Genomic DNA, 22,605 nt, shown 5'->3' with positions numbered 1-22,605 from the left:
AGTCAATAAATTTACAATATTGATAAAAATTCACTTTCAGACTATCTTTGGGCTTTCTATAAGTTCCTCATATGCTTCAGGTCGGTTTAAACATCAAAGAGATTCGTTCCAAAAAAGGGATGCTGCAAAAGGAAGTGGCTGCCGCAGCTGGCCTGCACCCTGCCAACTACAACAAGATCGAAAAGGGGGAACGGGAACCGTCCGTGGATGCCCTGGCCAAAGTGGCCAAGTTCTTCGGCATGACCATCGACCAGGTGGTGTACTATGAGGGGGATGTCCCCAGTGAAGTGACCATCGGGGACAAGTCAGTTCTGGAGCGCATGAAGATGATCGACCAGCTGGGGGACGATGACAAGCAGGCGGTGTTCAGGGTAGTGGACAGCATGCTCACCAAAAACAAGTTCAAAGACTTCTTCCAGGAACAGCTTTCTCAGTAGCTCCGTCTGGGTCTCCATAGAAAACCTTTCTAAGCTTCAACTCTTTTAACGCTACCTGTATATCAATAATTTGCACCACCTTCACTTCAGGGGTTGGGACAATGTTGACTATGATCTCATCTCTGGCAAAGCCCAGTTTTTCGATCTCATCTGCTTCTGTGGAGATGGTTTCTTCCAGCTTTTCACTGGCTATTCGATCGCCATTGACAGTGTAGTAACCTTTCTCGAAGACATCTATATAAATAATCCCCACAGGTCTCCCGTTACGTTCTTCATTCTTTGTCTCACAGGAGGCAAAAAGAAAAACTACTACAATGAGGGCTAAATGCTTCATTGATTAAATGCACTCGGATAATTTGAAGCTATTTTTGATACAAAACCATCTATATCACGCGGAGAAGCCATCTCCTTTAGATAACTCTTTAACCCTTCCTTATTGAGCAGATAATGACTTTTGACTGCCTCAGACTTATATAAAGGCTTACTAAAACTGGCAACCAACAGATCATAAAAAGTATCAGCATAAACCAGCCATTCCCCATTTCTATCAAAAAAGAACAGATTACAGATGCTGGGAAGGTTCAGTTCGTCATGTAATACAGAAAAAAACTCTTGGTAACTAGTTGATGATTCTATTTCGAGTAGTTTATGAGGAGATTCAAAATCTGCATCAACCAGATAGATTTTACTCTCTTGTCTGAATATCAGTTCTTGAATCAGCGGGTAAAAGTTTTCGGAAAAAAGATCGTATGATCTAAAGAATCTTTCATCCCAGTTTGCGGACTTCACCATTCTTTCCGGTAGTTCTAATGAAAAAGCTATCCCTGATATTACATCAAGAATAGCTCTTATTTCTACTTTATTTTCAATTTCCCTAATCATTAGAAAACCTAATCTTTGTCTGTCTGTTCACCCCTTCTTTCTGAATACTAATAGTAGGCTCACCACTACCGCTTTTCCTTAGTGATATAGTTCTGCCATCACCAGTTTTAAAATACTTAGTACCATTACTGTAAGTATTGATTTTAGATGGTTTGTAGTGCATAGCTAGCTTCTTAAAAGTCTTATCAGCACTCCCTGCATTCTTAAACACTCTCGCCCCGCTACCATTATCCAGTCTTCTGCTTGAGCTTTCAAGACTTTCAACCGTTGCTCTATTTACACCTCTAGCCTGCCCTCTTGGCCTAACAGTCCTACCATTCCCCCCTTTACCTGGAGCACTAACTGCACCAATCTCTAGCGACACTTCAACAGCTAAGAAGAACATTTCCCATTGAGGAGTCATGGAGTTATAACCTACATCTTGATCAGGGTCAACTAATTGATGGAGAGCAGCTAATCTTGCAGGATCACTACCTACCTCTTGGTTTGGGTCAATTGTAGCAAATATCTCATTTTGATAGTAAATATTGATCGTACCATCGTCTCCCTTCTTGACATATCCACTTCCTATGTTGTTATAGGTATTTCCATCTATTTCAATTGTCTTATCACTTCCTTCTCGCCAAACAACCGACTCATTACCATCATCGTCTGTATACCTGAACCAGTCTTTACCATCAGGGTCAATATTTGTAACAGGATTATTGCCTGCCCAATGATATGGTGAGAGGTTGAGATAATTCTCTGAATGAGGATCTATCTGTAATGTCCTAACTAACAGCCCATCATACATTCTTGCATTGAAGTCATACAAATTCAAATCAAAATCTGATTCGAGTTCCTTACCCTGATACTTAAACTGGTTAGGTTTAGATAGCGGAGCGGACGAACTGAGGGCGGATATTGTCGCACCACCAGGATAATAATGATCTTCCTGCAATACAGGCCCTTTGGTATGGGTTACCTTCAGGTCGTCAAAGTAGGTATTGTGGTTCTGATTACTCTCATTACTCACCCATATGTATACATACCCCTTCTGGGTAATGTTAACGTTGTTCAAAGTTAATAAATGTTTGGCATTGAGCACACTACTCACCCGTTGATGACCTGATGCCACACGATTAAAATTATTATCGAAAACAATGTAATTAAGAAATGCAAAGGGAGTGGTGGTACCCGAGCTTCCTCCCCCAGTCAGATAACTACTTACTCCGGTAAATACACTGTTGGTTTGGGTATAAAGGTCGGTGCCCGAACCGCCCGGCACAAAAGCAGATACCAAAGCAGTTACCAGAGTAGTACTGCTAATGCGCGAAGTTCCGGTAGAGATTCCTCCTTCATTGTAGGCCCATACTTCAATATCCAATTCATCGCCTGGCATAACATCCAATAGCAGAGCAGCTCCTATGCGATTGGCAGCCAAACTGCCATTGGTTCGACTCACCTCATTACAGGTAGTACAATTGTCATCGGCCAGGGTCGATTGATTGGCCGTAGCGTTGGTATACCGTGTTTCTCTAAGGTTGAAGAAGACTTGTTCTTCAAACGCTGCTATGTTATTGCCCTGATTATCATTTTCGCTCTCCATAGTGGCTTTATAGACTATTACAGGAGAGGTTTCGGTAGTAAAGGTGGTTCGGGTATTGCCCAGATGATCCTTTATAAAGTAGTCATACACAAGTGCTCCCTGGCTATTCTTACGAACCCTGCCTTCTTCGTGTGCAAAGTGCTGCAAGTTGTTGTTTTCATAAATAAAGCCTCCTACATAATCGGTAGTTACTACGGTTCCATTGTTGTTGGCTATTTTTTGCACTTTGGCACCTGATGCATCGTAGCGATAGGTTATGGTACGACCTCCGCCCATATTTACATATTCCGGCAAGTTAAATCTGTTATAGGTAATATTGCTACTGATGCCCTTGTTTAGATCTGTAAGCATATTGCCGCTGGCATCGTAAGTATACTCTATGGTGGCACTGCTGCCATCTATAAAATCCCCAATCTTACCTTTAACTCCCGAGTCGGTCACCTTTGTCAGTTTATTCCCAATATCTGAACTGCTGTAGTCATAGTTGAGTACGTCAATATTCTTGGCTGTATTCAGTACCCTACCTCTACGCGTAAGGGTTTGAATATTGCCATTAGGGTCGTAGGTAATACCTGTTACACTAAAATCATTGTCATAAGTATTATTGCTTAGATTGTCATAAACAGCAGCTGTCAAACGATTACTATAGTCGTAACTATACTCGTATCGTTTTAGGTGACTATCTCCGGTAGATGACCACTCTATTTCCGAGATATTGCCATTAAACATATCTACCGCATCGGTGGCATCGTGGTATTTGAGTTTCATGCCAAAATAATCGCTGCCAAGGCTGGCCGGATTATTTATTTGGCTCAGCCAACCACGAATAGTGTAGGTATAGTCAACATACTGTTTATTATTTCCCAGGGCCTTTTGAGTAAGTTGTCCCAACGCATCGTATGTATTGGAAGTAAGTGTTTGAAATACAGATTCCTGGTTTATATTTCTGCTCTCTACCTTGGTTAATCGGCCGGCATGATCGTAAGTCATCTTCTTTAAAACCCTCAACTCTGAAAAATCATCGGCCGCAGGGTTTTTATGGTGAATGTAGGTAAACAGCAGTTTTCCAGAAAAGTCATACTTGTTGGTTACAATGTCTTCGCCCCCCAAATGATTTATAGAGCGTGTTTGTAAAAGCCTTCCCTTTCCATCGTAGAAGTTCACTGTTTCCAACCAAGTACTTTGGCCCAATACTTTGGTCTTGCTCCCTGTTGACATGCCATTCACATGATAATGTGGTGTCTGCTCATCAGCAAATGTGCCTCCATTCATGGCAGAGTTATAGGCACTCGAGAAGGTTTTGGTAGTGAATGAGTAATCATCGAAATAGGTTACCGATTCGATGTTCAGAGAACTCAGACTACTAAATGGTTTCACATAATAATTATGATAAAGTGTATATCCAGTAGCCGAGGTCTTTCGTACTTCAAAGGCGCTATCATCACTGTTTATTGTGGATTGTAAGGTAGACCTGGCGGTGCTTCCGGAATAGGTACCTGACATCACGGGTCTACCCAAGTAATCATACTTGGTAAAAACCCAAATAGCTTCCGTAGTTTGTTTGCCATCCCTGCTAAGCACAAGTCTATCTTCTCGATCATACACCATTTCTACCTTACCTGCCCCGGGCACCTTTTTTACAATCATTCGGTTGCGGTCGTCATAATGGTAATGAAAGAGCAGCTCATCAGACTCAGTGGTGCTAATACTCCAGTCGTTAGAAATGAGTTGGACAGCCTTTGGAGGAATGACCGTTTTTAAATTGCCATATACATCGTATACGTAATAGGTGCACAACCATCCTGTATGATTCGACCCTGGGCTTGCCGAGTCCTGCACCTTTTTAAGAACAACTTTGCCTGTAAGATCGGTATACTCTAATACTTTATTACCTTGTTCGTCTGTACTCTGTACTACAGATAGCTTGTTGGCCGAATAATATCCGGCAAAGGTAGGTATAGACGTTTCTCCTGTTCCGGCCGTCCAACGCACCACCGATTCGGCACTGGTGTTGGTTCGATAGTCCATACTTACTCCTCTATTACTTCCTACCCACGGTTGCCCTGGTGCCATTTGTTTTAAGGTTCTGTTCAGCGGGGAATTATCGGTAGTGACCAGTGAATAAGCGTAGTCATCATCAATAGTACCGTACTGAGCAGTATAAAAACTCGCTCTTTCTGTGTTTGCACCGGTTTTGTATGTACCCGTTCCACTAGTGGATTTAAAGGGGAGATATTGTTTTAAAGCTCTCCCAAGATTGTCGTACTCAGTTACTGAAACAACATCTTTCAAGTCAGGAGAAAGTTGCTTGGAAACGGACTGAATCGGTCGTCCTAGTCCATCTGCATAAGAAGAGGTAACTAATACATCAGTAGCAGAAGTCTGTGCTTGAACTGCACTAATGGTCAGGTGTCCTGGTTCTTGCACGGTGTAGGAACGAACAAGATTGAGTGTTCCCCCACCACAACTCACGGTGGCTGTTGCAGCTACCCTTGAACTCTCACAACTACCACTAAACGCAGCTGCATAAACCGTTAAAGAATTAGTTCCATTATGAGTGTAGGTGGTACCCGTAGCTAATAAAGTTCCCCCTGAGCTAGCGCTATACCACCGCACAGTTTGGTTAGCAGTGAGCACAATGTTGGTGTTAGGGCAACCCGAAGCTGAGGTAACTGATGGTGCAGCCGGGCCACTAATATTTACGTTTAGAAATGCCGGAAAAGCTCCACTCCCTTGTATCTCGGCCATGATGGTTCCTCCTCCCGACCCATACCAGGTAACAGAAGCCGAGGTATTATTTGATGTTGTGATGGTTCCGTTGAGTGCATCCCATATAATTGTACCACTTCCCCCAGATTGGGTATAGCTGTAATTGGATCCACAACTCACACTTGTTGGACCTGATATGGTCATTTGAGCCTTTAGTGAGGTTAAGGTAAAGGCGAAAAACAGAACTAGAGATAAAGGTAACGTCAATCTTCTACCTGACTCATTAAATACTATTTTCTGAATAATCTTTTTCATAACATGAGTGTGTGCATGGATTAATAAGAAGTGGTGGTTTGGTACTGATAGTCGAAGGCTTTGATAACATGCCCTTTCCAATCCTTTATAAGCTCTAACCGACTAAACTTGTCGTATTGATAGCGAAGTATATTATGATTCATTCCTACTTCAGTGGTCACCCCAACCATGGGTTCATAGGTATAAGTAATCATCTGTGCATCAATTGGGTACAAACGCAACTCATCAATATAGGCCGTACCACTACTTATGGTTAGTGTAGATATACCGGTTACCACACGCTCATAATAGGTCCATCCATGGGCATTAGCTTCCGCACCATTTACCGAACTTTGAACACCATTAAGTGTTGGCACTCCATTCTTCGCGTAGAAAGTAACCTTATACTTTTTTGATGAGCTTAATCCTGTTTTAGAGATACTACCAAGACTCAGCCTGTAATACATCTTACCGGAAGGAGAATTCACATCGGTATACGGATTTTCTGAATAAGTCCAGTTTCCTTTTTCTAAAGCCTCAAAGCTTGTATAGGCAATGTCATTGTTTGAATCGGCACCAATAACCTGAGCTACAGGTAAATGCGCATTGCCATAGGCATATAAATAGCGATACTTCACTCCGCCATCTTTGGATACGCTTAGTAAATTTCTATTGGCATCATATTCATGCATTGTGAGTCGCGTTTCCAACGCAGAGCTTCCTTTTGCCACTTCTATACTTGAAGGCAGATAAGTTGCCGGGGTACTGAAATACTCAAAGTTATTGCGTACGGTTGAGGTCTTAGTTGTTCCCACATACTCTTCTTGCTGTATTACAGGGGCAATCATGTTTAGCGTATTTCGCATAGCCGATAAAGCATTTATTTCCGGAGTGGTAAGACCTGTCAGTGAACTTTGATCGTAAGGATAATAGAAGCGGGTTTCACGGGTAACACCTTCGCTGTCTTTGGTTTGCACCCTCGAAACATTGAAATAATAAGACGGCAGATCGTCCCAAAAGTTAGTGGTTTCGGTCTCCAGATAATTAGTTGTACTACCCAAATCGTATATTCGGGTTATGGTCTTTTCCAAATCGACCCGCCCAGTGTAAAACCTATACCTTTTAAAGTGGTTATGAGCGCCTGGTTTCCATACAGCACCTTCAATAGAAACGTAATTCATACCATTTGCTGCCTGGGTATTGGTTGGTAAAAATGCAACCCATGGCAAAATGCTACCATTGTCAGCTGGTGCGTTAAAGGTGCTTACATAGGTATTAATTACCTCTTTTACTTTGTGATAGGTACTTCCAGTCCAGCGGTAGTCTATCTGCTTTAAAAGTAATCCTCTCAGGTAATCTCTGCTGTCTGGTCTTGGGAAAGGAAAGGTCTCATGTGTTCCGGCAGCTGTCGTGGTAAAGTATGTTTCTCCATTCAGAGGGGTATAGTAATAGCCATCATATAAGTCCTGATAGTCTGCTGCAGTAGTAAAGTAGTACTCTGTTTTTCCAATGTTTTCAACTCCAATAGTTCTTACCGTAACTTTTCCATACCCCACCTCTGAACCATTGGTCTTCATTAACGGATAAGTAGACTGAATCGCTCTACGATAACCATTTGGTTTCATATAAACATTAGGAGCATAAGCTTCCTCATTGTGAATCACCTGGCCACCGTAGGTTGGAGCATTAAGAATCCTTCCCGTACTATTGGAAGTGCCACCATCTCCATTCTCATTGTAGTAAAACTCTCTTCTAACATCGTTGGCACTACTTATTCCATCATGATCTACAATAGCTTCAATTCTAAGCCCTCCCACAGGTTTGTTCGTCTTGGCGACTTCGTTTTTCCACTGTAAATTGATATTGTCTGTAGCAACCACACTGCAACCGTACTTTACGGCTCTTACTTTATATGTCCCCGGCTGCAAGGTTACCGTTTTGGTGCCATGACTATACATTCCACTTCCTACGTAAGTCATGGTTTGACCGGTAATGTACGTGGTACCCGCCTGGTTATAAAACTCTACTCCTATGTTGCATGTACCAGAAGCATCAGCGTTAATAGACAATACCTCATAAGGATCATTAATAAGGGAGACTGTAATCGTATGCCAAGTTCCGTTCGGCTGAAAATTATAACTTTGCTGAAGGTAATCGTTCTTTAATTTAGGATGAATAGCTTCATGCTGGCCGTAAGTAAAGGACGTATATCCCCCGGTTGGGTAGCTAACTTTAGTTAATATCCCTGCCTGACTATGAGCTTCACTTGGTTCTCTATTGGCCGTTCCAAAACCTACAAGTCGAAGAATGGAGGCTGCATCATAATATTTGACGCGTTGTACAGGCTCAGGGCTAGTGTTTCCTGTTTGTCCATTATAATACCCCCAATGATCCTGAGCAAAAGAGAATCGGCTTGGCAAATAGTGTGTACTGTTATAAGTAAAAACATATGGCGGTTTTTCCGTAATCCCATCATTCCCCACCTCAATTACTCTATCTAGTTTTAACCTGCGTTCATGATCTCCTGTATCCAATCCCTGAAATCCTATTCCCGTTGGGGTAGAGTTAATAGCCGCAGTTCCTGTAGCAGTAAAGTAACTATACTCCAGTTTAAACTTCTTGATTAAGACATTGTTAGAATCCGTAACCTGAATATTGTCTAACCAATAATCATTTCTATAATCCTGTCGATTTATATTTGATTCGTTAAATACAACTTTACCTTTTTTAAAATCAATAATATGTATTCTTTTAGGCTTCACATAGTTCCAAGACTTATACATGTGTTGCTGCCCAAAAACAACCCCCAAGTCTAGTTCACTCTGCGGCCCATAGGTTACATTTTTTAATGCGTACTGCCATGTGATATCACCAGAATTACTCCAGTTGTAGTAGGTCAAACTGATCAATTCCTCACCTGCAGCCGAATTGATGGACGATAGATACCAACTGTTGGTTTTTGCTGCAATCGCACCGGGTGCCTCACTCATTTCAAACGACTTGGCAACCTCTTGCTCGCTGAAGACATATTTAAGACCGTGAGTATCTGTAATTTCAAAGCGAATAATTGAATGACCGGAAAAAACAGGAACAATCTTTACATTCGATTTAACCTGCTCTACCACTTGTTTTGACTTGTTGATGTAAAATGTTCCGCTCAGACCATTTACATTATAATTGAACTCATCAGGTTCGCCATCCAAATCACCATCGGCATAATCTTGGTATGTGGTTAAGCTAGAGGAAGATGTAGTCAAATCTGGCAAAGGAGGCAATGTCTGATATCCACCTCCTTCATCATCAGCTCTGCCACGAATAGTTCTGGATACTACTCCACCGGCATTCAAAGTCCACCCTAATCCAACCCATGGCGCAACTTCTTCTACTTTAATGCCACCAAATCCTGTATAACTTAGCGATATCTGTAAACTCGCCTCTTTATTAGATGCCGTATGTATAGGAATTGAGAAGGAAGGTGAACCCGTATAGAAGTTTACATTGGTATTGCCATATCCTACTATAGAGGCAGCCTCAGGTGAAGGAGGGATCACCTTTGGCATATCTTGAGAGAAACTTAAAAGAGTCAGATTTGAAGCGAAAAGGATCGCTAACACTCTTTGGGAAAACTGTTTTTTCATAACTGTGTGTACAATACGTTTAATTAATATAGATACCGGTTCTAAATTCTAGCCTGTTGGTGCCTCGTTGCGTAGAAGGCGTGTATAATAGTACAAGTCGTAAGACCTTGTTATTTCCTATTCGTTGAAACCTGCCAAGGCCTATCTTAGTCTCATCTTTCCATTCAGCAGATAAAGGCTCACTACCATTGGATACAATACTTACTTTGTATCGGCTCATTTCATAAGAACCCTCCAAAAAATACCTGGGACTTATATGGTAGTTAAGAATCCCCCTGCCTCCCCACGACCTGTTGGTTAAAGTGAGTTGGCTTAGTTTCTTAGCTTTCAATTCATTATCAGCCAGAATTCCAAAACCTAGAGCCCATCTGTAGGAAACAGGTTTGATATAATCTGCCGATAGAGATATCTTAATGGGTTTACTAGGAAGAATAGAAAAACTCCCACCAACGAGTGATTTCCTGTTGTGAGAAACCACGGTCTCATTTTTACGAACACTTTGAAGAATTAGGGCTTTTTTTTCTGATTCGAAGGCTGCAATTTCCTGCGATAATTGCTCTACAAAAGCTGATGAAAAATCTTCGGGCGTACCACCATATCTATGCAAGAAGCGGCCCTCTAAAAGCTCTATGGATTGAATTTCATTAACATCAAGCCCTACTCTATTAAAAAAGTTTTTTTCGATGCTCTTATTCTTTAAATATTCACCTTTGAGGTTTTTGAGAAAATCCGAACCATTCAAAACTTCATGAAAAGTGTCGGACGACATTTGAACTAAATCAATCAACTCTTCAAGTTGCTGGTTAAGTCTGGACTGAAAAAGTGGGCTACCGAACTGAGATGGGCTATCAGATCTAAATATTGTAATTGTTTTACTAAGCTCTTCAAACCTTTTATTGAGTATAATCACCTGCTCATAGCCCATAGCAAACTCTATTTCCTTTTGCAGAGAACTTATTTGATCTAACAATTGATTATATGCCCATATGCTTTGGGAAGAGTCAGCCGAATCTGAAACATCAACCTTATATGAGCCCTTCTTGGAATGTAGCACTTGAAGAGACTCATCGGCCTTCTCTATCTTCTGCATCAATGACTCTAAAGCCTCAAATGTCTCCTGTTCTTGAGCATTTAGCCCAAAAGACCAGAGTACAGCAACTGTATAAAGTATGAGTGTTTTTGAGATATGCATTTGCGAGGCTTAATTGACATAGAAAAAAGAAGGCTTAATATGGTTGGCCACAACCAAGTCTCTAATCCTAATCACCTCTGAGAGATCCGTATCATTATCCTTGCCTCTCGTGGTTAAAGTCTGTTCAGTAGCTATCCAAAGACCTGCAAACTCCTTGTATTCCCTAAACTCGATAGTCCTTTGAAACCTCTTCCCATAACCTGAGACATCTTCTTCAATTACCATTGGAAGCAAGGTATTCTCATCAATTTTAACGCTTAGTTTTTTTGACCTGTCTTTGCTTTGAATTACAATAAAGCCATTCGATTTACCCAATTTGACATTATCTGAAAAACCCCAGAGAGTATAGAAATTATCCAGAAAGTTAAAGCGTTCGAGATTTTGGATAGTCTGTTCAGAGGTTAGCGGCATTGTTTGACCGCTTATTACCTGAAAATAACCTTTACTATTTTTAATAAATGATACCTGACCATCTTCAAGTTGTACATCGGCTCTTAAATCGCCATTAGATGAAGCGGTGAAGACAATTTCCTGGTCAATCGTTAAGTTATTACTTTGTAATATCCTGTATTGAATTACGCCTATATCTACTAATGAAGAATACCCTAGCTTTGCACTAGAGGCATTAACAATATCACTCGCAGTCTGACAAAATACGTTTGGAATATACAAGATGTATAAGAACCCGAAGAAAATTTGTTTCATGATGTGCTTATGTAGTTTGAAATTTTGAGAAATTAAGTAAGTATCAAATAATTATCCAATACATATAATAACTGACACAACAGCCCTATAAATCCCTTAAAATCTTCAAATACATCAAACAGCTATTTCACATCAATGATATTGTTGTTGATCAATAATTGTAATTTTTCGAATTACACAATCGGTAATATAATTCCATATTTGGAACAATTACACAGTATTACCAAGCCGTCAAATCAGGATAGACGACAATCTATCTTAAGTCTGATAATTAAAATAAATCTTAATAATTATAAGAGCAGGGAGGTTTATAAATACCAGTTGGCGGTCCGAGCTAAAAAAATGTAAAAGGATTTGAATTATACTTGGTAAAGATCCCGAGAAAGCCAGGATATCTTCAAGGTCACATGAAGGTATAATAATAGCCTTCAACACGCTCTTTATAAAAAGAAAGAACCATAAACATAACGGTTTGTGTATGTCTTGTGGCGGTTTCGAAGCACTTTGCTTCTCGCAGAAACCAAAGCTAACTACGAAGCGAAAACTTGCTGACAGCCGTCCCCCCGCCATAAGCTATATGTGTTGTTGTAGAGTTTTTATCTTTTCATTTATTTCAATTGTGTCAGTTGGGTTTCTGAAACCTATTAAGTTGTCTATTTTCGTCAATAGTCATTGTTAATGACTCAGTTTTTAAAATCCACTTGCCGTTTTCCTTCTTGTAGATTCCGTCTACCCCCAAGACGAGCCAGGGTTTAAGCTATAGTTATACTAAATTCGTTTGTCTCTTTCCATCTAATCTGTGAAAAAGGTGTATCAGCTTTTTGAAATATCCACTGTTCCAAACGTTTGTTTTGGTGTCTATCAATTCCTTTTCCAAAAAGATAAAAGATCATATTTGAAACAATAACTGAGTTGATAAGGAATATTCTCGAAAACTCTTTCTCTTTAGCAAAGAATAGAACTCCTGTAATTATCAGATTCAGCACGAAAACAAACGGAACTAAAAGAATAATTCCGATAGACACACTTGGGTCAGGGTCCATTTGGTATTTCCATAACCAAATCAGTCCAAAGTCAATGACTGCCAGTCCTAATATATTGTACAGTGTCTCCATTCAAATGCCACACAAAAAAACAGTCTCTTAAAACTGTTTTAGGTTACCCCCCTCAGTGAATAAAACTCACAGAACCTTAGGCTGCCTTCTCGAATTCACCTTATGGCTTGATCATATTTCTGCTAAATACTCATGCACAAACTTGATGGCCATTGCCCCTTCTCCCACTGCGGAAGCCACGCGGTTCATGGCTCCTGCCCTCACATCGCCAGCGGCAAAAACTCCGGGAGTACTAGTTTCCAGCAAAAAGGGTTCTCGCTTTTTCTTCCATACTTTTTTGAACTCATCTTCCTTTTGGGCATCGCGTCCTGTAAGAATAAACCCTCTTTCGTTTTTAAATATGTGTTCCCCCGTCCAACTGGTATAAGGTCTGGCACCAATAAAAATGAGCAATGCACCGGCCGGCTTTTGCCGGGTAACTTGTGTTTCCAGGTTTTTGAGAGTGACACACTCCAAGTACGTCTTTCCATGAGCTGCCTCTACCACCGATCTCGGCAAAAGACTGATATTTTCTGTTTGCCCTATCTGATCGATAAGGTATTGACTCATGCTGCTGGAAAGATCGGGCTTGCGAATGACAATATACACGTGGCTGGCAAAATTGGAGAGATACATGGCGGCCTGCCCGGCCGAGTTGCCCCCGCCCACTATATACACATCCTTGTTGCGGCAGGCGTGTGCTTCGGTGGTTGCGGCTCCATAATAAATACCGGCTCCGGTGTAGTTGTCTATGCCCGTTGCATTAAGCTTTCGGTATTGAACGCCCGTTGTAATAATCACGGCTTTGGTATGAATCTGCTCTCCATTCTCCAGAATCACTTTCTTGTATTGATCTTGCGTTTCTACCCCCACCACACTTTGTGGTGAAAGAAATTCAATCCCAAAGCGCCTGGCCTGCGTAATAGCTCGCTGTGTTAAGTCGGCACCGGAAAGCCCTTTCGGAAAACCAAGGTAATTTTCTATTCGGGAACTGGTACCTGCCTGTCCGCCAGGGGCATGCTTTTCAATAAGCAGGGTTTTTAATCCTTCTGAACCACCATATACCGCTGCGGCCATACCAGCCGGACCTGCACCTACAATGGTTACATCGTACATTTTTTCTGCAGCCTTAGACCTAAGCCCTATTTTTTCACCTAGTTCTACAGCAGAGGGGTTGACGAGGCAACTACCGTCTTCAAAAAACACGGCAGGTAGTTGTTGGTCGCTTATAGACGCCAGCTCCATTAACTCCTTCGCTTCCGGCTCATTAAGCACATCAAGCCACTGAAAGGGAATAAGGTTTCCGCCCAGAAAGTCTTTTACCGCATGCGATTTGGGCGAATACTGATAACCCACCACACGTATTCCTTTAAACACCGGAATATGGTTTATCTGCCACTCATCGAGCAAATCGTTCAGAGTCGGGTATAGTTTTTCTTCCGGAGGATCCCAGGGCTTGTTTAGGTAGTAATCGAGCTGAACATCATTAATGGCCTTTATAGCTGCCTCAATATCGGAGTAGGCTGTTAGCAGCACTCTTTTGGCCGATGGATAGAGCTTTTTGGCTTGCTCTAAAAAATCTACTCCACTCATTTCGGGCATCCGCTGATCAGAAAGAAATAAAGCTACGTCTTCTCCCTTTTGCTTGAGTTCGCGCAAGGCCTCTAAAGCTTCTTTAGCAGAGGTAGTACTGAGTATTCTATAGTCGGCCCGGTATTGCTTTCGTATGTCTCTTCGAATAGCTGCCAGTACTTGTTCGTCATCGTCTATTGTAAAAATAATGGGTTGTTTGGGCATTTGACCTATTGATGATGAATGGGTATACAAAATTCAAAAGTAGTGAGGCCAGGCTTAGATTCAAGTTTTATTCGACCATTGTGCTTGTCCATAATTTGTTGCACAGTTTCAAGCCCCAGCCCTGTTCCTTTACCTACGTCTTTGGTAGTAAAGAATGGTTCAAAAATTCGGTCTTGAATTTCTTTAGGAATACCTTTTCCGGTATCTGAGATTTTAACGACTATAAATTCGCCTACTACTTCTGTCGAAAGCCTAAGCGTACCGCCATTTTCTTCCATAGCGTCTAGCGCATTGTCTATTACGTTGGTCCAAACCTGATTGAGCTCTCCCGGTGAGGCCGCTAGTTTAGGCAACTCTTCGGCCCAGTGTTCTATTACTTCCACCCGGTTCTTCTTGATCTTATGGTTTAGAATAGTGAGCGTTACACGCAGGCCTTCGTGTACATCGGTAGGCTCAAAATCGGACGACCGATCCATGTGTGAGTAGTTTTTCACGGAGTTGACCAAAGTGGAAATTCTGTTGGAGGCGTCTTTTATTTCTCCTACCATCTTTTCGGTAGTAAGCACATTGTCTATCCATACCAAAACAGACGGAAACTCCTTTTCTCCGATTTCTTCTTTCACCCGGTCCAGATCCTGATCCAAAAAACCATAATCGGCTAATGTTTCTGCGAGCATATAGCAGTCGCCATAACCATTAGCCTCCAACCAGTCGGTCAAGTCATCTTCGCGTTTAGCGCGCGAAAGCATTGGCTCAGCTTTATCGATTCCCCGGGCGAGCTTTCCAAAAACTAATTCATTGACAAAGTCTATTTGGCGATTGGTCACCTCCATAGAGATAACCCGTTTAAGCTTATCGGGCACAGTGCCCAAATGCTTTTGCAGCGATTCGGCCGAACGCACAATGGCTGCTGCCGGATTGTTAAGCTCATGAGCCAGACCAGCCGAAAGTTTGCCTAGAGCCATTAGCTTTTCGCTCTGGTGTTGAAACCTTGAAAAGTCCCTAACCCTGTCTGTCATTAAATGCACCAATAGCTCAGTGAGCTCGTGGCACTCGCAAATGAGGTCTTTGAAGAAGGTTTTAGAAAGGTAAAACACTTTTGAATCGACCAGAGCAAAGGCATTGCCTGTAGCTGATTGCACTCTGCTGTAAGGCAATGCACCAGAAATTTCTCCGGTTGAAATTCTGGCCATCTCTCTGTATTGGCCATTTACCGCCATTTTAAGCGAAACCGCTCCATCGACCATAATAAACAGCCGGTCTACTGAATCGCCACGTTTAAAAATCTGATCTCCGGCCTTAAAGGCGGTGAGCTTACCCCGCTCTACAATCCACTCAATTTGTTGGCGGGGAATATCGGAGAGTATGTTGAATGCGCAGAGTCTGTCGACTAGCTCTTGATCTTTCATGGACTAAAAACTGAGAAGTCTGGGAATTAGTTCTTTCGAACCTGAAGGTAAGTAAAGAGTATCATTAAAGCAGACAGTACATTGGGAATAAAAAAGCTGCTCCAACCATCAGCATACTTATTGAAGGCCATGCTTAGAATGCATAATCCTTACAGGTAAAGAAGTTACTGAGTATTGAAACAGCTCTTTATTCGTAGTACAAGCCTACCAGTTCAGCCGCTTAGGTAATGAGATTACCCTCATCGTCCCATTCGGCTATGGCAGTTCTCTTGCTTTGGTCTACGCATTTGGCCAACCATTCCGGTTCATAATCTACATCGTGTTCGGCCAAGACATCGGCCGGAACGCCATCCCATACTCCGGGTGTATTGCCTTTGTAGCCCAGGTCTTTAATCCCCATCTCAGAGGTAAAGTAACCTGTTAGCGTAAGGTTTCTCATTCGCGTAAAGAATCTTTCGCCAGGCAATAGCTCGGGGGCCGTTTTGCCCGGGTAAGCAATTTGGTCACAAATGCTTTTTTGCTGTTCTTCAGTGAGCTTTTTAAACTCTGCATTATAGAGCTTATTGGAATAAGAATCGAGCCAGGCAATGCCACCACGGATAGGTAGTTGGTGGTGCGGCATATCTTTCACTATAAACTCTATAAACTCTACCACTCCGGCATCGCTGGCCGAGCCAAAGTTGGCATTGGCAGGGAGAATAATATCGCAAAGTACCGCAACTGTTTCCAACTCGTGTTCATTGAGAAATACTTCGGCCAATACCTTACGGTCGTGTTCCTTTTCTTTCTCATTTCTACCATAACCAGGCAATTCAGGGGTTTTAGCCGTCTCTTCAGGTTTTTCTCCAGGAGCGCAACCGGTTACCAACAGGCCTCCGGCCACAGAACCCACCAATAATGATTTTAATGAATCTCGTCTGTCCATGGTTTAAATGTTTCTTTGTTTTACTTGTTCTACCAGATAGTCGGAAGCCCTCCAGGCCAGGGCCAAAATGGTCCAGGTTGGGTTTTTATCGGCTTGCGATACAAACGGCCCGGCATCCATCACAAATACATTCTCACAATCGTGCAATTGGTTGTATTTGTTAGTTACCGACTCCCTCTTATCATCACCCATTCGGGTGGTACCTACTTCGTGAATAATTTCACCGGGCTTGGTGAGTCCATACTGTCGGTCGGCTCCGGGTTTTGAACCCAAAAGTATTCCGCCCGCTGCTTCAAGTACTTGCTCAAATGTATCTTGCATATGCTTGGCCTGTTTCACTTCGTGCTCTGTCCATTTATAGTGGAACTTGAGTACGGGTATTCCCCATTCATCTACCACATTGTTGTCAATTTCACAATAGTTATCGCGTTGCGGCACACTTTCACCTCTTCCGGAAACACCAAGTACTGCGCCATAGTAGCGCTTCACATCGTCTCGAAGTGAGTCGCCATAGCCTCCAATAGTACCTCCAGTAATCTTATTCAGGTCGTTGGGGTTAAAGCCAAAACCGTAGCCGGGCATACCCATGCCTCCCCATACCTCTATATGATAGCCTCTTGGGAAGTCTAGTTTTTTATCGTTGAGCCACCAGGGCGTATATACGTGCATCCCTCCCACTCCGTCTTCATTGTAAATCTTGCGATCCATGAGTTGAGGAATAAAAGCCGATCGGCTGGCTCCGGTAGAGTCGTGTAGGTAGTGTCCTACAAGCCCGCTACTATTGCCAAGTCCGTTTTGGTGAATACTGCTTTTTGAGTTGAGTAAAATGCGTGCCGTAGAACAAGCCGAAGCAGCCATTACTACTACCCGGGCTTTCAGGTGGTACTCTTTGCGATCGAGCTTGTTGATGTAGTTTACCCCTGTGGCTTTACCTTCTTTGTTGGTTGTTACCTCTCTTACCATGGCATTGGTAAGTATCTCTACCTTTCCGCCATTCCGCTGGGCCGGAAAAATAAGGCAGGTACCTGAAGAAAAATCGGCATAGGCCGAACATGCCCGGTTGCATTGCCCACAATAGAAACAGCTACCTCTCTGATTATTTATTCGTTTGGTAAGAATGGAAAGTCTTGAAGGTATTACGGGAATACCGGCCTTTCTGGCTCCTTTTACATAATAAAGTTCGTGCAGCCTGGGCTTGGGTGGTGGCAAGAAGAAGCCATCGGGCTCATTGTGCAGATTCTCTCTGGAACCAAATACACCAATCAGCTTATCTACCTTATCGTAATAAGGCTTTACATCGTCATAGCCAATGGGCCAATTATCACCGAGACCATCAATGCTTTTTCGCTTAAAGTCCAGTGGACCAAAACGTAGTGAAATCCGACCCCAGTGGTTGGTTCTTCCTCCCAACATTCTGGATCTAAACCACCTAAAATCGGTTCCCTGACCGTTGGTGAAAGGTTCTCCCTCGATGTTCCAGCCACCATAGGCCGCATCAAAATCGCCAAACGATCTTCTGTCTGAACTGGCCCCTCTTCTGGGAGACTCCCAGGGCCATCGCAGTTGAGTACGATCCTCATCTTTGGCAGGGTCAAAATGGGGTCCGGCTTCCAGCACTGCCACATCAAAACCTGCTTCTGACAGGATTTTGGTGGCCATTCCGCCTCCAGCACCGGAACCTACAATGGCCACATCGTAGGTTTTTGCTGATTCTATTATTTGCATAGCGCGTTGTTAGTTGATGAATAGTTTAAAGCAAGCCTTCAAGATAAAGAATTCAACTTTAAAACGAAGTTGGCTTAATGGAGATTGGCCATAAAAAAGTATGAACTGAACAAACCATAAGAGCAGGCACTCATTGAATACTAACGGTGGCAACCTCTCATGGAAGAATTAGAAAAAACTGAAACTATTTTCTCCCATCTGCACTGTTTAACATAGTTTTGTCCGTTCATGAAAAGAGGCCGGTTAGATCTTACTGAAGGTTCCATATTAAAAGGACTCATTGCCCTTGCCCTCCCAATTATTGGTGCAAACCTGCTACAAACAGGCTATCAATTGGTCGATGCTTTCTGGGTGGGTAAACTGGGAGCCAACGCTGTAGCTGCCGTTTCTGTTAGTTTTCCGGTAAATTTCCTGCTCATTTCACTGAGTTCAGGATTCGCCTTTGCCGGAACCATTCTGGTCGCTCAGTATGCCGGGGCCAAAAATTTTGGCATGGTCAACCATGTGGCTACTCAAACGCTCACCATGGTGGTAATCATCAGCCTTGTTCTATCCACGGTGGCTTACTTTCTGTCTCCTTCTATTCTTCATTGGCTCGGAGTAGAAGAAGTAATTTTCGAAGACGCCAACATCTTTCAACGAACCATTTTTATTGGACTGGTCTTCAACTTCGGTTTCATTATGTTCCAATCACTTATGCGGGGCATTGGCGAAGTAAGAATACCACTCTACATCAACGCAGCCACCCTTGCCATTAATTTTATTTTAGATCCGCTATTTATCTATGGCTGGGGGCCTGTTCCGGCCTTTGGTGTAACCGGAGCAGCTGTCAGTACACTGGTTACGGTAAGCCTCTCAGCCTTTACCGGAGTGTATATTCTGTTCAAGGGTAAAACTGATTTTCAGCTTTCCTTAAAGAATTTTCAGTTCGACTTGCCCCTGTTAAAGAAGGCCTTCAGGTTGGGAGCTCCTTCTTCTGTAGAAATTTCGGCACGAGCTCTGGGGCTTACCATTATGACAGGCATAGCCGCTAAGTTTGGAACTGAAGTACTGGCCGCCTACGGAGTTGGTTCACGGCTCATAAGTTTTGTGGTCATATTTGGTCTGGGCCTGCTCCACGCCTCCTCTACATTTGTTGGCCAAAACATGGGTGCCAGACAGGTTGGCAGGGCTGAAAAGGGAGCCACTTATGCCGCATGGATTGGTTTTGGTGCCCTCACTATCATTGGCATAGTCTTTTACTTTTCGGCCGAACCCCTGGTAAGAGCTTTTCTCGACTCTACCGATGAGGTGGTTGGCATGGGGGTAGATTTCTTAAAAATAACCTCGTTGGCCTTTGGCTTTATGGGTGCCCAACTGGCCTTAGTGGGCACTTTGCGTGGTTCGGGCAACACGGTAGAATCTATGATTCTGGCCATTATTGGGATATGGATTATTCAGTTTCCATTTGCATGGATTACTTCAGAAATGGAGAGTTTTCAGGAGTTTGGGGTGTGGTGGTCTTTTCCGGTAAGTTATGTTATTCCCTGTATACTTACAGTAGCGTGGTTTAAAATGGGCCGATGGAAAAAGAAGAAACTTGTTGATTAGGCGCGGGTAAAAACGACCAATACAACTGTTTGACTCCCCTTTGTGTCTAAACTCTCAAATAAGGTCAAACAGATGAAAAAATTAATTACAAGTACATTTTTGCTCTTGTTAGCCTTGAGCTGCGACAATAAGGGCATTCCGGTAGATCTTCCTTCCTGCATTCAGGATCAAATCAAAACTGTGGCACTCAACAGCAATGTAAGAAGCCCCGAGAGGGCATCAGTAGAAGCCTATTTATACAACGGTCAGCGGGTCTATGTTTTCAATCCGGGGTCGGGCTATGCCGACTGGCTGTACACCTTCTATAATGAAGATTGTCAGGTGGTTTGCGAAAGCGGTGGCTTTGCCGGTGTAAACACTTGCCCTGATTTTAATGAGAAAGCAGAATTTCTGGGGGTGGTTTGGAGAGACTCCAGGCCCTAATTATTCTCGTCTTCTCTCTATGCAATCGTTTGACGATTCTGCCCACAAGGCTTTGCGTAGTTATTGGAGGTTTCGCTAACTTGGCATAAACCTTTAGACTATGAACTTTAAAACTATTTGTTTTTCTATGATTGCCCTGGCTACAATGGCTTGCGGGGGCAAACAAGCAGAAGAAACAACCAACACCAGCTCAGAAAAAGAAACAGAGTGGGTTACTCTTTTCAATGGTGAAAATTTTGACGGTTGGAAAACCTATGGCAAAGACACGATGGCAACCGCCTGGTCTATTGTAGACGGTGCCATTGTTTGCAATGCCGGTGCAGGAGAAAATAATGTGGGCTTTAGCAGCGAATCGCTGGTAACCACCTCTACCTGGGGCAACTTTGAATTCGAATTAGAATATAGAATTGCCAAAGGCGGCAACAGTGGTATTTTCTATCATGTGATTGAGGCCGATACTTTACCTTTCGACTTTATAACCGGACCGGAGTATCAGGTTTTAGACGATGAGTTTTCGCGCTCAGAAACTGAGCCCTATAAAATGGTAGCATCGAACTATGCCATGCATGCCCCTGCCGAAACCAAAAAGCCCAACCCTCACATGGAATGGAACAAGGTGAAAATAGTGTACAATAATGGTCATGTAGAGCATTGGCTCAACGATGAAAAAGTACTGGAATTTGAAGAAGGATCGGAAGACTGGCTAGCCAGAAAAGCGGCCGGAAAATGGGCTAATTCTGCTACATATGCAGCTTTTAAAGAAGGAGCATTCAGCCTTCAGAACCATGGCGATGAGGTACACTATCGCAACATACGGGTACGTCCTTTAAAATAGCCTCCTTATTTGGCTTATTGGCCGGGGTTCGGTTAAAGTACTGGGGCACTCTTGCCCATTTTACCAAAAACTCTTTAGGGGTTTTATAAAGAGCAGTACTTTTGCCGAACCCTTGTTAATTATACAGCAATGAAAGCCAGTTACTTTTATCTGGTGCATATTCAGTACCTCGGATACCGCTTCCATGGATGGGCCAAACAGCCCAACGTTAAAACCATACATTACATGATAGACCGTACCCTTACGTTCATTATGGAAAACAGATGGTTTAAAACATTGGGAGCCAGCCGAACCGATGCTATGGTTTCTTCCAACCACGGAATCTTCGAATTATTTCTAACCGAGCCTATCGAAGATGAATCTGCCTTTCTTGAGCTGTTTAACAAACACTTACCACCCGATATTAAAGTGCTGGCTATAGAAGAAACAGACAGGCACTTTAACATCATTAAAACCCCCAAGCAAAAGGAATATATCTACCTGTTTGCCTTCGGACAAAAAGCACACCCCTTCTCCTCTCCTTTTCTCTATACCTTCCCCGATGCACTGGATCTGGAATTGATGGCTGAGGGTGCTAAAATGTATGAAGGAGAACATGAGTTTAAAGCCTACACTAAAAAGCCAAAAAGTGAAACTAAAACTGTACGCACTATTGACAGCGCTGAAATAGTAGACAACACTTTTCTCACCGCCAACTTCTTTCCATCCCCTTCCTATGCCTTCAGAGTATGTGGCAAGGGCTTTATGCGCAATCAAATTCGCTACATGATGGGGCAACTGATACGCTTGGGTACGCACGAAACAGACCTGGAAGCTCATCGAAAAACCTTGCAACCGGGCTTTGATCAACACCTCAGTCTGGTAGCTCCCTCTTCAGGCCTTATTCTTAACAATATTAAGTTTGCCTGATATGCCCAACGAAGAAGATCTTTTTCATGAACTCTCGTTTTACACCCTGGCGCACTCCAACCAGGCATATTTTATCCATCAGCATATAGTAGATGCTTTTGCCGTTCAACACGCCAATGAATCAACCAAAACCATAAAATTGGTTTACGGTTTATTGGGTTTGTGCCTGTATCTGGAGCATGGGTTTACTGGTAAAGAAGTGCAGAATGTCCACGTATTTTTAAGCAAAGACAAAAGCAATTGGCCGCAGTTATTACTGCCAAAATCGAAAGTGAACTTTTCTGTGGGCGAAATTTTAAAGGTAAAAGAAGGAAAAGAAAGAGATGCCGCCATTAGAAAGTGGTGTGAAACCATCTGGAAAAATCACCGGCAAAACCATGCAGCCATAACGGAATGGTTGGTAACTAGAAAAGTACTTTCTCCTTCCTAAAGCCCACCTTCTCATTAATTGAA

Annotated in this window: 17 protein-coding genes; 6 read left to right on the top strand and 11 right to left on the bottom strand. The window is 42.7% G+C overall.

Annotated elements, in window-relative coordinates; genetic code table 11:
- Positions 1-71: 71 nt before the first annotated feature.
- Positions 72-437, top strand: coding sequence for a helix-turn-helix domain-containing protein (locus tag IE164_RS15485; protein ID WP_189631160.1), 366 nt, complete (start codon positions 72-74; stop codon positions 435-437).
- Here IE164_RS15485 and IE164_RS15480 read toward each other — a convergent pair.
- From IE164_RS15480 to IE164_RS15430, 11 genes are all read right to left on the bottom strand, one after another.
- Positions 403-771 (bottom strand): hypothetical protein, encoded by a 369-nt coding sequence (locus IE164_RS15480; RefSeq protein WP_189631159.1) that lies wholly within the window; start codon positions 769-771, stop codon positions 403-405. The two genes, IE164_RS15485 and IE164_RS15480, sit on opposite strands and share 35 nt — an antisense overlap.
- Positions 768-1,319 (bottom strand): hypothetical protein, encoded by a 552-nt coding sequence (locus IE164_RS15475; protein WP_189631158.1) that lies wholly within the window; start codon positions 1,317-1,319, stop codon positions 768-770. Before IE164_RS15475 ends, IE164_RS15480 begins: the two co-directional genes overlap by 4 nt.
- Positions 1,312-5,820 carry a DUF6443 domain-containing protein gene (locus IE164_RS15470; protein ID WP_189631157.1) on the bottom strand — a complete coding sequence of 1,503 codons (4,509 nt, stop codon included), beginning with the start codon at positions 5,818-5,820 and terminating at the stop codon, positions 1,312-1,314. The genes IE164_RS15475 and IE164_RS15470 overlap by 8 nt, the downstream gene beginning before the upstream one ends.
- Positions 5,821-5,951: 131 nt before the next feature.
- On the bottom strand, positions 5,952-9,470 hold the full coding sequence (locus tag IE164_RS15465; protein WP_189631156.1) for an RHS repeat domain-containing protein: 3,519 nt from the start codon (positions 9,468-9,470) through the stop codon (positions 5,952-5,954).
- Between the two features lie 97 nt (positions 9,471-9,567).
- Positions 9,568-10,740, bottom strand: coding sequence for a hypothetical protein (locus IE164_RS15460; RefSeq protein ID WP_189631155.1), 1,173 nt, complete (start codon positions 10,738-10,740; stop codon positions 9,568-9,570).
- Positions 10,741-10,749: 9 nt separating this feature from the next.
- Positions 10,750-11,445, bottom strand: a complete 696-nt coding sequence (locus IE164_RS15455) for a hypothetical protein (RefSeq protein WP_189631154.1) — start codon at positions 11,443-11,445, stop codon at positions 10,750-10,752.
- A gap of 752 nt (positions 11,446-12,197) precedes the next feature.
- On the bottom strand, positions 12,198-12,560 hold the full coding sequence (locus IE164_RS15450) for a hypothetical protein (RefSeq protein ID WP_189631153.1): 363 nt from the start codon (positions 12,558-12,560) through the stop codon (positions 12,198-12,200).
- 111 nt (positions 12,561-12,671) lie between these two features.
- Positions 12,672-14,336, bottom strand: coding sequence for an FAD-dependent oxidoreductase (locus tag IE164_RS15445; protein WP_189631152.1), 1,665 nt, complete (start codon positions 14,334-14,336; stop codon positions 12,672-12,674).
- Between the two features lie 5 nt (positions 14,337-14,341).
- The gene (locus IE164_RS15440; protein ID WP_189631151.1) at positions 14,342-15,745 is read right to left on the bottom strand and encodes an ATP-binding protein; all 1,404 of its coding nucleotides are present in this window, start codon (positions 15,743-15,745) and stop codon (positions 14,342-14,344) included.
- Positions 15,746-15,965: 220 nt separating this feature from the next.
- The gene (locus IE164_RS15435) at positions 15,966-16,670 is read right to left on the bottom strand and encodes a gluconate 2-dehydrogenase subunit 3 family protein (RefSeq protein ID WP_189631150.1); all 705 of its coding nucleotides are present in this window, start codon (positions 16,668-16,670) and stop codon (positions 15,966-15,968) included.
- A gap of 3 nt (positions 16,671-16,673) precedes the next feature.
- A complete protein-coding gene (locus IE164_RS15430) occupies positions 16,674-18,395 on the bottom strand; it encodes a GMC family oxidoreductase (protein ID WP_189631149.1) in 1,722 nt (573 codons plus the stop codon).
- Between the two features lie 228 nt (positions 18,396-18,623).
- Here IE164_RS15430 and IE164_RS15425 point away from each other — a divergent pair, with 228 nt between their 5' ends.
- The 5 genes from IE164_RS15425 (at position 18,624) to IE164_RS15405 (ending at position 22,582) form a co-directional block, all read left to right on the top strand.
- Positions 18,624-19,985 (top strand): MATE family efflux transporter, encoded by a 1,362-nt coding sequence (locus tag IE164_RS15425; protein WP_189631148.1) that lies wholly within the window; start codon positions 18,624-18,626, stop codon positions 19,983-19,985.
- A gap of 72 nt (positions 19,986-20,057) precedes the next feature.
- Positions 20,058-20,408 (top strand): DUF6970 domain-containing protein, encoded by a 351-nt coding sequence (locus IE164_RS15420; protein WP_189631147.1) that lies wholly within the window; start codon positions 20,058-20,060, stop codon positions 20,406-20,408.
- A 100-nt stretch (positions 20,409-20,508) separates the two neighbouring features.
- Positions 20,509-21,243, top strand: a complete 735-nt coding sequence (locus IE164_RS15415) for a 3-keto-disaccharide hydrolase (protein WP_189631146.1) — start codon at positions 20,509-20,511, stop codon at positions 21,241-21,243.
- Positions 21,244-21,372: 129 nt separating this feature from the next.
- Positions 21,373-22,152, top strand: coding sequence for a tRNA pseudouridine synthase A (locus IE164_RS15410; protein WP_189631145.1), 780 nt, complete (start codon positions 21,373-21,375; stop codon positions 22,150-22,152).
- Between the two features lies 1 nt (position 22,153).
- Positions 22,154-22,582, top strand: coding sequence for a DUF5946 family protein (locus IE164_RS15405; RefSeq protein WP_189631144.1), 429 nt, complete (start codon positions 22,154-22,156; stop codon positions 22,580-22,582).
- Positions 22,583-22,605: the final 23 nt, after the last annotated feature.

The organism is Roseivirga thermotolerans, from assembly GCF_014653175.1.
Lineage (GTDB): Bacteria > Bacteroidota > Bacteroidia > Cytophagales > Cyclobacteriaceae > Roseivirga > Roseivirga thermotolerans.
The sequence above is the reverse complement of the archived record's forward strand: the minus strand, read 5'-3'. Positions and strand labels throughout refer to the sequence as shown.